Source organism: Acinetobacter sp. CY05 (genome assembly GCF_059515805.1).
Genome location: NZ_JCAKMW010000024.1, coordinates 21,101 through 34,029 on the forward strand (window position 1 = coordinate 21,101; position 12,929 = coordinate 34,029).

At 39.8% G+C, this 12,929-nt stretch carries 11 protein-coding genes; 7 read left to right on the top strand and 4 right to left on the bottom strand.

From position 1 onward, the window contains the following. Positions 1-296: 296 nt before the first annotated feature. The 3 genes from AC5YCD_RS13480 to AC5YCD_RS13490 are packed head-to-tail and all read left to right on the top strand — an operon-like array spanning position 297 to position 3,560. Positions 297-737: a CopG family ribbon-helix-helix protein gene (locus AC5YCD_RS13480; protein WP_496130520.1), complete on the top strand. Its 441-nt coding sequence runs from the start codon at positions 297-299 to the stop codon at positions 735-737. Between the two features lie 4 nt (positions 738-741). Next, positions 742-2,547 carry an allophanate hydrolase gene (atzF, locus tag AC5YCD_RS13485; RefSeq protein WP_496130521.1) on the top strand — a complete coding sequence of 602 codons (1,806 nt, stop codon included), beginning with the start codon at positions 742-744 and terminating at the stop codon, positions 2,545-2,547. Continuing rightward, positions 2,544-3,560 (top strand): ABC transporter substrate-binding protein, encoded by a 1,017-nt coding sequence (locus AC5YCD_RS13490; protein ID WP_496130522.1) that lies wholly within the window; start codon positions 2,544-2,546, stop codon positions 3,558-3,560. Before atzF ends, AC5YCD_RS13490 begins: the two co-directional genes overlap by 4 nt. A gap of 160 nt (positions 3,561-3,720) precedes the next feature. Here the strand turns inward: AC5YCD_RS13490 and AC5YCD_RS13495 are convergent, their stop codons facing one another. Further along, positions 3,721-3,864, bottom strand: a complete 144-nt coding sequence (locus tag AC5YCD_RS13495) for a DUF2256 domain-containing protein (protein ID WP_496130524.1) — start codon at positions 3,862-3,864, stop codon at positions 3,721-3,723. Positions 3,865-3,987: 123 nt separating this feature from the next. On the opposite strand from AC5YCD_RS13495, the gene AC5YCD_RS13500 reads away from it, so the two are divergent. The 4 genes from AC5YCD_RS13500 to AC5YCD_RS13515 all read left to right on the top strand — a co-directional run bounded on the left by AC5YCD_RS13500 (position 3,988) and on the right by AC5YCD_RS13515 (position 7,335). Next, positions 3,988-4,239, top strand: coding sequence for a TIGR03643 family protein (locus AC5YCD_RS13500; protein ID WP_496130525.1), 252 nt, complete (start codon positions 3,988-3,990; stop codon positions 4,237-4,239). A gap of 48 nt (positions 4,240-4,287) precedes the next feature. Next, positions 4,288-5,427: an efflux RND transporter periplasmic adaptor subunit gene (locus tag AC5YCD_RS13505; protein WP_496130530.1), complete on the top strand. Its 1,140-nt coding sequence runs from the start codon at positions 4,288-4,290 to the stop codon at positions 5,425-5,427. Between the two features lie 71 nt (positions 5,428-5,498). Then, entirely contained in the window at positions 5,499-6,638 is a 1,140-nt protein-coding gene (locus AC5YCD_RS13510) for an ABC transporter permease (protein ID WP_496130531.1), read from the top strand. Next, the gene (locus AC5YCD_RS13515) at positions 6,631-7,335 is read left to right on the top strand and encodes an ABC transporter ATP-binding protein (RefSeq protein ID WP_496130526.1); all 705 of its coding nucleotides are present in this window, start codon (positions 6,631-6,633) and stop codon (positions 7,333-7,335) included. The genes AC5YCD_RS13510 and AC5YCD_RS13515 overlap by 8 nt, the downstream gene beginning before the upstream one ends. A 150-nt stretch (positions 7,336-7,485) precedes the next feature. Here the strand turns inward: AC5YCD_RS13515 and AC5YCD_RS13520 are convergent, their stop codons facing one another. From AC5YCD_RS13520 to AC5YCD_RS13530, 3 genes are all read right to left on the bottom strand, one after another. Further along, entirely contained in the window at positions 7,486-10,536 is a 3,051-nt protein-coding gene (locus tag AC5YCD_RS13520) for a thioester reductase domain-containing protein (RefSeq protein ID WP_496130527.1), read from the bottom strand. A 174-nt stretch (positions 10,537-10,710) separates the two neighbouring features. Next, the gene (locus tag AC5YCD_RS13525) at positions 10,711-11,568 is read right to left on the bottom strand and encodes an IS982 family transposase (RefSeq protein ID WP_496130528.1); all 858 of its coding nucleotides are present in this window, start codon (positions 11,566-11,568) and stop codon (positions 10,711-10,713) included. Between the two features lie 137 nt (positions 11,569-11,705). Further along, positions 11,706-12,889, bottom strand: a protein-coding gene (locus tag AC5YCD_RS13530) for an IS3 family transposase (RefSeq protein ID WP_496129453.1) whose coding sequence is annotated in 2 segments (ribosomal slippage) — positions 11,706-12,613 and positions 12,613-12,889 — 1,185 coding nt in all. Because the reading frame shifts where the segments join, the coding sequence is not laid out codon by codon here. Positions 12,890-12,929 lie beyond the last annotated feature (40 nt).

A 12,929-nucleotide genomic window follows, 5' to 3' on the forward strand; every position in this document is an offset into this window, starting at 1 on the left:
TCAATTGTGCTCATTGCATCTAGAATCATTTTTTTGATTTTTTAATGTGCTTTTTCATAGATAGTGATCTGCATACTAATGCCAGCAAAATTAAAGCATCTACTAAGCTTTGGCACGCTTTATGCTAATTATTTAGTAATACAAATTTTAAATTTCGTCATACTAAATTGGGAGTATTGTCATGTATTCACAAACCAAATTATTGCAACGTACCCTGAAAGCTTTTTTTATTGCTTTATTTAGTGCGCGCGCTGGCGTATATCTATCACAAAATCAGCATAAATAAGGAAAGAAGTGTGCCAAAACATAAACTTGCTCGCATTAGTATTACCGTTCCTGAAGCCACATTAAGCGCTTTAGACGAGAAGATTGTTGAACAGCGCTATGAAAATCGTTCGCAAGCGATTGTTGATATGATTCATCAGCATTTGGTCAATGCAGACGAGCAAGCCAACGCAGTGATGGTGGGCACACTGACCTTACTTTATAGTATTCAATCTAAAAATATTCACTATCAGATCATTGATTTACAGCAAAAACACCTGAAAGAAGTGATTAGCTCACAGCATATTCAACTTGATGATCAAAAAATTATGCAAGTGATGTTGCTACAAGGGCAAAGTCATGACTTAAAAAGAATCAGTCAAAATTTTATTGCACTAAAAGGTGTCATCAAAGGTCATTTAGAGCTGATGGACGCCGTCATGCCACCTCTGGCGCAAAACGAAATAGGATAACAACATGCACGCTTATTGGACCCTTCAAGATTGGAAAACTGCTTATCAAGATCAGCAGATTCAGCTGAATGATTTATATGCCTATACCCAGCAATTAGACAATACCGATCATGCATGGATCAGTATTGCCTCACGCGATCAACTTCAGCGCCAAATTGAAGCATTAGTACGTTTACCATCAGATTTACCGCTTTACGGTATTCCCTTTGCAGTCAAAGACAATATTGATGTGGAAGGGTTTTATACCACTGCCGCCTGTGAAGCAGCAGCCTATCTCGCCACACAAGATGCACATGTGGTGGCAAAACTAAAAGCTGCAGGTGCCATTGTTATTGGCAAAACCAATCTTGATCAATTTGCGACCGGCTTGGTTGGGGTACGTTCACCGTATGGTGCGGTAAAAAATAGTTTCAATCCAGCGTATATCAGCGGTGGGTCAAGTTCGGGTTCATCCGTGGTGGTGGCTAAAGGGTGCGTGCCCTTTAGTTTAGGTACAGATACTGCAGGTTCTGGGCGGGTCCCAGCCGCTCATAATAATATTGTAGGTTTAAAGCCCACCAAGGGCTGGTTCTCTAACACAGGCTTAATTCCTGCCTGTCGTACTCTTGATGTAATCTCAATTTTTGCGTTGACAGTCGATGATGCTTGGCAAGTTGCACAGATCATGCAAGGCTTTGACACCCAAGATGCCTATTCACGCCAGCATCCTGGCAATGTCGCCACACAATTTTCTAAGGGAAAAATTGCGATTCCGGCACAGCGAGAGTTCTATGGCGATATACAAGCGCAACACGCATTTGATCTTGCTATAGCGCGTGTTAAACAGCTCGGCTATCAAATTCAAGAGATTGATTTTCAAGACTTCAATCAGTTGGCATCGGCACTTTATCATAAAGCTTGGGTCGCAGAGCGTGACAGTGCAGTCAAACAGCAGGTGAGTCGTGATGCCTTACATCCTGTCATTTGTCATATTACCAGTCAAGCCGACCAATACAGTGCTGTAGATTTAATTGAAGCGGAGTATGAACGTGCCGAACTTTCCCGACGTATTCAACTGGCTTTACAAGCGTTTGATGCATTAATGGTACCTACAGCACCAACTATTTATAAAATCAGTGAGCTTGAGGCAGATCCAATCACTAAAAACAGCCATATGGGAGCTTATACCAACTTTGTTAATTTTGCAGATTTAGCAGCATTGGCCTTACCTAATACGATCCGTGCTGATGGCTTGCCAAGTGGTGTAACGTTTATTGCAGCTGCATGGATGGATCAAGCCTTGGCCCATTTTGGTCAAACATGGCAAAAGGCCACTGCTTTAAATCTAGGTACCTCCACACAGCAGTATCAAAAAACATCTGAAATTTCTGGCAAAACGAGTGTCAAACTGGCTGTGGTGGGTGCACACTTAACCGGCATGCCACTGAATTTTCAATTAACCTCTCGCTGTGCCACCTTGCTAAAGCAGACAGAAACTGCCGCACATTATCAACTTTTTGCGCTTGCCAATACTCAGCCTGCCAAACCAGGTTTGGCTTATACACAACACGGTCAAAGCATTCAGGTCGAGGTTTGGGATGTACCAATGGCTCGCTTTGGTGAAATTGTGGCAGAAGTACCCGCACCTTTAGGCATTGGCAACGTACAACTCGCAGATGGGACGTGGGTAAAAGGCTTTATTTGCGAGGGCTATGCCTTAGAACATGCAACCAATATCAGTCAATTTGGGGGTTGGCGTGCCTATATCCAACAACTTAGCCAAGCGCAAAGCCATGCCAGCACCCCAAAAACTGTTGAGGTACTGCCATGAAAGCCCTAACCTTGGCCGTGCTTGGTAGTGTTCTCTTTTTCACAGGTTGCGATAAAACCGCCAAAATCCCTGAACCTTCTGCCCAAGCCAAACTCAAGCAAGCCATGCAGCCGATTAAAATTGGTTATAGTGATTGGCCAGGTTGGGTCGCTTGGCAGGTGGCGATTGAAAAAGGCTGGTTTAAAGACGCGGGTGTTGAGGTTGATTTTAAATGGTTTGATTATTCAGCCTCCATGAATGCCTTTGCAGCCAATCAACTTGATGCAATTTCGATATCCAATGGGGATAACTTAGTGATTGCTTCAGGTGGCACACGCGGTGTCATGATTATGGCAACAGATTATTCGGCAGGTAATGACGTCATTATTGCCAAAGCAGATATTCAAAGCGTGCAAGACTTAAAAGGTAAAACCATTGCAGTTGAGAAAGGTCTGGTCGATCATAACTTGCTTGCTACAGCACTAGAGGATGTTAATATTCAAGAGCAAGAGGTTAATTTGGTCAATGCCATGACCAATGAGCTTCCTCAAGTGTTTGCCAGCAGCCATGTAGACGCTATTGCAGTATGGCAACCCGTTGCCAATCAAGCCCTAAAAAATGTGGCGGGTGCTCACATTATCTATTCTTCTCAGGACAAGCCAGGCTTAATCTACGACACCTTAAGTGTCAATATGAGTCATTTAGCCAAATACCCAGAAGAGTGGAAAAAAATTATTCAGGTTTGGGATCGTACCGTCCGCTACATTCAAGATCCTGCCACACGTCAAGATGCCTTAAATATTATGGCAAAGCGTGTAGGGGTTGCACCTGAACAATATGAGCAATTTATGAATGGTACTCATCTGTTAGATTTAAAAGCCAATCAACAGGTATTTAAGAAATCTAATGATTTAAGTTCCATTTATGGCTCGACTTATCATGTCAATCAATTTAACTTGAATCACGGCGTATATGAGGTCAAATTGGACTTAGATGGCTTGATCTATCCTAAGCTGGTCACAGCTCTACCTTAGGAGAAAAAAAAGCCAAGCAAAGAGGGGAGAATTGCTTGGCTTAAAGGATGATCATACACAGGCATTATGCGTTGCAGCTGTGTTGAATCACTTGATCTATATCTAGAATAAGCACAATACATGCAACAGTAAAACAAATAAAATTCATAAAAATGATCGATTATTTAGATTTTATTTTATGCTGACGACGACAACGTTCTGAGCAGTATTTCACCTCATCCCAACAACGCTGCCATTTTTTGCGCCACGCGAAATTTAAACCGCAGCTTGCGCATATTTTTTGAGGTAAATGTTGTTTCTTCATTTTCAACCTCTTTACTGAATTAAGTTTAGACAAAACAAGGTTTAAGCAACAAAAAAATCACATATATTTCACTTTTACTCGCTTAAGATAAGTTTCAAAATATGTCGGTTATAGGTCACCTTGATGTTACATCGCGCGATAGATCTCTCACGAGTCATTGAAATGGCTTGGGAAGATCGTACCCCATTTGAAGCCATTTTTCGTGAATATGGTTTAAATGAAGCTGCCGTGATTCGCTTAATGCGTAAAGAGCTTAAATCCAGTAGTTTTAAGCTTTGGCGTCAACGTGTCACTGGGCGTAAAAGCAAACATTTGGCTTTACGTTCACCTGAAATTTCACGCGCCTATGGTAGCCGCCAATATAAACCTGTATAGGCTAGAAGGAGAACGCTTTTGGCAGCGTCTAGCAGTAAAAAAATTTGGATGATTGCTGTTGTGGTGACTCTCATTATGGGTCTATGGGCTTGGCGTAGCTGGCAAGGCCCTGTTGTCAGCACCTATACAGTTCAACAGCAGCCTTTGGTACAAACCGTAGTTGCTTCTGGACGTTTAGAAAATGTCTCTCGCAGTGAAATTGGTAGTGAAATATCTGGGGTTGTACTGGAACGCCGTGTGCAAGAAGGTGATCAGATCCAAGTGGGTGATGTTTTAGTGGTCATTCAATCGGATGATCTGAAGGCACAAGTCCGTGAAGCTGAAAATGCCATTCAAGAGTTACGTCGTATCCGCTATCCACAAGCCCAAGTTGAGTTACAAAGTGCGCAGTTTCAACTGCAACAAGCCAGCCGTGAAGCAAAGCGTCGTCAAAATACTGAACCTGGTGTGTTATCGATAGAAGAAAAAGAACAAGCGTTAGAAGCTGAACGTCTAGCACGAAACAATTTGGCTGCCGCACGCTTAAAAGCACAAAGTTTAGCACCCGGTCAAGTTGAAGAACGGACTCTGATTGAACGCTTAAATGCCTTAAAAGCCCAATTAGCAAAAAGTGAAGTGCGTGCACAAGTCGCAGGCACGATTTTAACCCGTGAAGTAGAAACAGGAGACGTGGTGCAACCGGGTAAAACTTTATTTACCCTTGCCGTAGATGGGCCTACCCAAATTTTAGTACCGCTAGATGAACAAAATTTACCTTATTTAGCATTGGGACAAAAAGCACAGATTATTGCGGATGCCTATCCAGAACGCCCTTTTCCCGCACAGCTCAATTTTATTGCACCGAGTATAGATCCACAGCGTGGCACAGTTGATGTCAAACTTGGAGTTGATCCAGTACCGGATTTTTTACGTCAAGATATGACGGTTTCAGTCAACATTGAAACCGCACGCCGTAATCAAGCTTTAGTTATTCATAATGATGCAGTATTTGATATTCAGGGCAATAACGCCAGCGTTTGGGTTGTACGTGATAATACGCTTTATCGTCAAGCGATCCAAATGGGTCTAAAAAGTGCCACTCAAGTTGAAGTTGTCAAAGGCTTAAAGGTGGGTGATCAAGTGTTACAAGATCCTGCACAAGGTCAAGCAGAGCGACGCGTCCGTACTGAGCAGGTGGAAAAAGATTGAATATAAAGCGCTTGTGGACAGACTGGCTGATTGCGATTGGCTTTTTACGTGAAGGTCGTAGTCAATCATTAATGATTATTGGTGGGGTTGCCATTGGGGTGGCGGTCATTGTCTTTATTAGTGCTTTAATTCAAGGTCTACAAGCCAACTTAATTGAACGGACTTTAGGGACACAAGCGCATATCAGCTTATCAGCACCCGATGAAATCAATCGTATTATAGAAACCAAAGATGCGGTCCAGCTGGTCTATGAAGACCAGCGCGCTCAACGCTTGCGTTCAATTAACAATTGGCAAGAAGTGGTCGAAAATCTAGATAAAATTCCAGATTTACAGGCTGTTTCACCCATGGTTTCTGGTCCTGCTTTAGTCAAACGTGGTGAAGCCATTCAATCAGTTGCCATTATGGGCATTGATTTGCCGCGTTATCAGCGTATTGTGCCCTTACAAGAGTACATCACCAGTGGACAATTACGTTTAAAAGCCGATGATGTACTGATTGGCAGTGAAATGGCCAAAGATTTAGGCGTACGAGTGGGCAGTAAAATACGTTTAGATAATGGGCTTGATGTAAATGCCGTGATGAATGTCGCCGGTATTTTTGAGTTAGGCGTACGTGAACTCGATTCTCGTTATATGTACGTTGACTTAAAACGTGCTCAATCACTGCTTGATCTACCCGGAGGCGTCACGCTGATTGATTTACGCATTCAAGACATTTTTGCAGCTGAAGCTGTTGCAGCACGAATGCAGCGTCTAACCGGTTTAAAGTCAGAGAGTTGGATTGGTAGCAATGCCCAACTGATGAATGCTATTTCTGCACAAAGCTTGTCAACCAATATGATTATTGTATTTGTTGGCATTTCTGTGGCATTTGCCATTGCCAGCGTACTTTCAATTAGCGTGGTACAACGCACCCGTGAAATTGGCATCTTGCGTGCTACAGGCGCCAGTCGTCAGCAAATTTTAGTGATTTTTTTGATCCAAGGTGCCGTGTTTGGCCTATTGGGTTCACTGGTCGGTATTTTGACAAGTTATGCCTTAGTATGGTCATTTAACCAATTTGGACCAGGATTATTCTATATTCCCATTTCGCCAACCCTAATTATCTCAGCACTGTTGCTGGCAACATTAAGTGGTTTAGTCGCAGCGGCTATTCCTGCACGCCGTGCTGCACGCCTTGACCCGGTAGAGGCCATTCGCCATGTCTAATGATGAAGTACTTCGTTTAGAAGCTTTAAAGAAATCTTATAATATTGGTCAACCCAATGAAATTGAAGTGTTACATGGGCTTGATTTGACCATTAGACGTCATGATTTTGCTGCCTTAATTGGTCCATCTGGCTCAGGCAAGAGTACTTTACTCAATATTTTAGGTTTACTGGATCAACCAACCGAAGGCGAGATTTATTTACTGGGTCAGGCCACTCGCCAAATGGATGATCAAGAACGCACTCGCTTACGTGGACAGAGCATTGGTTTTGTTTTCCAGTTTCATCATCTCATTCAAGCCTTTAGTGTTATTGAAAACGTACTCATGCCGCTGATGTTGGTCCATGGTAAACCCAATAAACAAGCGGTTGAAAGAGCACACTATTTGCTTGATGCTGTGGGGTTAAAGGATTTCTCAAAACGCAAAGCTAGTCAACTCTCAGGAGGCCAGCAACAGCGTGTTGCGATTGCCCGCGCTTTAATTACCCAACCTGCTTTATTACTTGCTGATGAACCAACAGGCAATTTAGATTCTCAGACCGCCACAGAAGTCTTTGAACTGTTTCGTGAAGTCAATGCGCAGCAAGATTGTGCCGTTTTACTGGTGACCCACGATCCACGCTTATCTGCAACCTGCGACAGAACCATCAAACTGGTCGATGGGCGTATTGAAAGTGACCAGTTATCAAATGCTTAAATAAATGTTTTTCAAATTATATCTAAGCTACATGAAGTTTCTTAATCTTAAAAATGAGTAATATTTAAGCATAAACGATTAAAAAACAACCTAAATTATTACATTTATCCAGAAAAGCCCCCAAATGAGGGCTCGTATGACTTAGAAAAATTAATTCGGTCTTCTTTGGATAAATCCACTCTTAAGCCAATAATTGAGATATTTATGTAAGGTCGCCTCATCCAAGGTAGGGGAGATTAAGTTATTTCCTAATGCTTTTTTTACATTCGCTGTATCATATACTGGCATATCCTCATATACCTCCCAGCGAGTCATAGAGTTATAAACTGGCTCCTTAAGCATGGGAAGTAATGGAAGTAGAGGATTTTCATAAAGATGTCCTGACTCCTCTAAAATATTTAACCAATCGCTGTAGTTTACCAGTTTTAATGAGTAACCGTATTCCAGTAGATATTCATGTAACTTTATTAAGTTAATCGATTTATGAGGATCAAGCGGAACTAGGTTATAGCTCTGAGAATAGGTCATTTGCTTTGCTAGTTTTAAAAGGCATTCACTCACATAGTCTACAGAAATGAACTCTTTCTTCTGACGTTCTAGTTTGGGAAATGCTCCTATCTCTATACAGCCTTTTAAAAAGCGAGCCACAAAATCTTTTTCATTACCAATGCCTCGTTTACTGTCTCCCATGATAAAACCAGGACGATAAATATTAATAGGTAGCCCGATAGCTTGAGCACTTACCATAATTTTTTCAGCTACCCACTGGCTTTGAGAATATCCAGTGTCATATTGTAAACAGTTCAAATGATCATCTAATGATTCATTTTCAGACAAAAAATTCACTTTATTAAAGAAACCTGTTGGACCGAAAGCAGCAATACTAGACGTGTAATGCAACGGTTTTACTCTAAAATCAGTAGAAAATTTTAAGATATTGAGAGTACCAGTGACGTTAGCGGGTTTATGAACAGAGTAAGGCTGAATGTAATTCACATGCGCACCTAAGTGGAAAATACATGATATTTTCTCGCTAAGAAGGTTATATTCATCTTTTGCTAGACCAAAGTACTCTTGATCTAAGCAACCACAAACAACTTTTACCTTATCAGAAGATCGTTCATTCCATAGATCATATTTTTTCTGATTCTCCAAAATTCTTTCTAAGCCTGCCTCCGATGTGTCGGCCCTAACCAAACAATATATTTCTTTCACATCACTATCTTCACAGAGTAGGTCTAAAAAGAAAGCACCTAAGAACCCCGTTACACCCGTTAAGAAAACTCGACCTTCTTGATGAGATATCCAATTAATCGGTAAAAAATTTTGGTCAATAGTTGGTAATGGTGACCTCCCATCTTCCTTTAAGGTATCTAAGATCGAGTCAAACGCAGCAACATCTGTATGATTAATTTTATTTTCAACTAGTTCTGCCAAACTTTTTAGGACTTGATGTTTATAAAGTTCACATATTGATATGTTCACATTAAACTCTTGTTTTATATCAATCACTAAGGTTGCAACTTGCAGTGAACTTCCGCCTAAATCAAAGAAGTTATCCTCCTCAGAAATATCAAAATAATTTAATGTCTTACACCATATTTCTCTAATTTTACTGATAGTTTGACTTTTATCTTCATTATCAAAGTTGGAGCGCTTAGAGATTGAGAGTTGATGTAAGGCTTTTTTATCTGCTTTCCCATTAGGATTTAATGGAATGTGATCAGTAATATAAATTCTTGGTATCATATAACTAGGCAATACTTGAACTAGGCTCTTTCTTAAATCCTTCGCTAAATCCTTAAACTTAGGAACTATGTAAGCTATGATATAAGATTCAATATTCCTATTGTCTGACTTAATAATATCAACGACTACTGAACTGACCATGCCTGTTTTTAGAATGGATTGCTCAATTTCTTCCAAATTGATACGATGTCCACGAATCTTAACTTGATTATCTTTACGACCGTGGCACTGTATATAGCCATTTTTATCAATTAATCCAATGTCGCCGGTTCTATATATTTTGTATGAAGTGCCGTTCTGCTCTAATGTCGTAAATCTCAGATCCTTCGCATTGTTTACATAAGATCTAGCCACTCCGTCACCAGCAATCACGATTTCACCTATTTTTCCTATTTCAACAACTTGTAATTCATTATCGATAATAAATATTTCTGTGTTGTTGATAGGGGTACCAATATCAATACTTATGTTACTGTTTAAGTAATCTAAAGTCACATGTCTAGTCGTAGCATATGTCGTACATTCAGTAGGACCATAGCCATTTCTCAAATTAGGTACCTTAGAATTAAGTAAAACCTCTTTCATAGCAACCGCATTAGCAGGTTCACCCCCTACGATAATAGAGCGCACTCCTTGAAATGCTTCAGGCTTAGAAAAAGCCATTAAATTGAACAATGATGTAGTTATTGCCATAATAGAAATTTCTTTTTCTTTTATGCCAGAAGCAAAGGAAGATACATCTAAAATTTGATCTTTAGGAAAAATATGAAGGGTGCACCCATTTGAAAGAGCTCCATAAATTTCAAATAAAGATGCATCGAAAGTTGGATTACTAATATGTGCTACGGAATCACTACTATTAAATGGGCAAAAATCTGTATTGAAAGCCAAACGTAAAATACCTTTTGCCAGTATTTCTACAGCTTTGGGAACGCCACTAGTACCAGATGTATGAAGAATATGTGTTCTATGTTCTAGATCAATTATTGTAGAATCGGTGGAGAGAGAGTCACTATTATTTAGCTGTGAGTAGAGTTCATTAATTGTTAGTTGATGTTGTGCGTGAATTGAGTTTTCGGTAATTTCTCTACTAACAGCAACTTTGATATCAAGATTATTAATTAGACTCTGAAGTCTAAGAGTTGGCTGATTAATATCTAAAGGAACACATGTTCCACCACAATACAAAATACTCAACTGTGCCACAATATTATCTATAGAAGGTTCTAAGATAATAGCTACTGGTTGTTCCTTTCTTAATATAAATTTTGAGAGCTTTATTGAACAAATTTTAGCCTTATAGATTAAATCCCCATAACTTAGAGTAACACCTTCCATCTCAATCGCTATCTTTTTAGGGTGGTCCTTAGCATATTTTTCTATAGTGGAGAGAAAATTTATTTTACTTAAGTCAATATATTGATGTGTGATGTGATTTGCTTCTGTAGCCATTTTTAATTCCTTAAGTTCTACTAATAAACAGTTTGCAAATTTAAAATATTATTATGACTAAGAGTAGATTTAACTCACTATTATTTAATTATTATTAAAAGTTAAAAGAGATTTAAGTCTCTGTTTTAGACTAAAATTAGAAGTAGTTAACCCGAATCATGGATAAGCCTGATTTTACATCTTTATAAATTGAGGCTTATTTTGATGACAGATTTGATAAGCACATAAGGATGCGTAAATTCCAGCGAAATAACCTGAAATGGAACGATGGCGACTGCTTATTAGGTTGTATTGCTGCTTCAATAAGCTAAAGATCGTCTCTATTTTATTGCGCTGTCTCAGCATGATTTCATCCTTTGATGATAGCTGCACTCGTCGCATATTCTTGCGATGATACGTAATCAATTCAACACCTTGCACCCCTAGCTTATCTTTTAAAATCTCACTGATGTAGCCACGATCACCGAAAATCTTACCCATGTAACCTTGAGCGAGCTTCGGTAGAAGCTTTATATCTGAAGTGTGGCCATTCGAGAGTTGGGTCGGAATAAATTGACCCTGAGCATCCACCAATACATGCAATTTGCATCCATAGAACCAACCCATTGAGCTTCTACCTCGTGTGGCAATTTGTTTTAAAGATTTATGGCGCTGAATACGCTGATTTTTACATACGGGTAGAGTTGTAGAATCCACCCAAGCACATGTTGTTTGAGTGCTGGAAGTTAAAGCAATATGCAATGCCTGCAGTGCAAATTGATGTTGATTGATCAAATACACGATCCGCTGATAGGAAGGCAAGCCTTTAAAAAGCTTAGAGTAGAAGCGCTGTAGCATGCCATAAAAGGCTTTGAAATGATGAAGTTGAGAGTTTTTGTACCAAACAGCAATAAAGATGATTTCAGATAGGCATAGAACACCTGATCGCTGTCTGATCTTCGAATTTTCTTGTTTTAGATACTTCCAATAGATGGCTTCATTTTTTTGAAAAAAATCATCAATCGTGCAGAATAAAGTTGTAAACTCGAACATAGGATGGCTGGTTGAATGGTTTGTGTCGTAACTCACTTATCAACTCAGTCATCTTTTTTTTCAACTGAATTCCTTATCCATGATTCGGGTTAGTTAAGTTATTTTTTATATCGAAATAATAGAATAATATGTAGTGGTCAACAAATATTGGACACAGTTTTAAGTTCATTTTCAGCCTGACAAGGACTGATACCATCGTTAAATCGATGAGGTCGTATCTGATTGTAGTATTCCATCAGATACAGACCAACATCTAGCTTCGCTTCTTCAATTGAGCTGTATCCCAATTTGGGAATCCACTCAGTCTTGAGACTTCTAAAAAGCCTTTCTGTTGGGGCATTGTCCCAACAGTTTCCTTTACGACTCATACTTTGTTGCATGGCGTAGCACGCCAACCTATGCCGAACTAAAAGGCTTTTATATTGGCTGCCTTGATCAGAATGGAAGATCACGCCACTCGGTTTACCTCGCCGATGCCATGCTTCATCTAATGCCTTAATGACTAAATGTTGGTCTGCTTGGGACGACATAGACCAACCAATCACTCGACGAGCATACAGATCAAGAACAACTGCAAGATAAGCCCATGTTTTACCTGTCCAAATATAGGTAATGTCACTGCTCCACACATGATTAGGCTGAACAGGTTTAAATTGCCTGTTTAATATATTTGGAACAGCAGGGACTTCAGCTACGTTGCTTTGATATTTGTACTTCTTACGTTGTTTGGAAACAAGACCTGATTCACGCATTAACTTACGTACCAGATAGCGTCCAATCTTAATGCCCTGATTCAACAACATAAATCGAATTCCCCGACTACCAAGAGAGTGACGACTTTGCTTAAATAGACTTTTAATCATCACTTTAAGCTTGATACGATCTGGATGAGGAGTTTTACTTGTTGAACGGTAATGGTAATAGCTTGAACGCAGTACACCAAAGGCACGACAGATTAATTTAACAGAGCTTAGCTTTCTTAATTGATCAATCAACGCATATGTTTGAATTCGTCTGACATTAAGAGAGCTGTAGCCTTTTTTAGGATCATCTTCTCCTGCTCGAGTTGATGGATACGAGCTTTAAGTTGTTGTATTTCCCTTTGCTCAGCTGTTAGAGCAGGCATTGTTGGAGATTGTCCTGTTCGTTCAAATTGAAGTTGATCAACCCAACGTTTTAATGCTGTCTGCCCAACATCTAAAGCACGACAGGCCTGTAAAATTGAATAGCCTTGATCAAGTACAAGGCTTGCTGCTTCTAATTTGAATTCTGGAGTAAATGTTCGTCTTGTTCTCATTGAGCACCTCTTTGGTGAATACATTATCACCTAAATTGGTGTCCAACTTTATTAAACCACTACA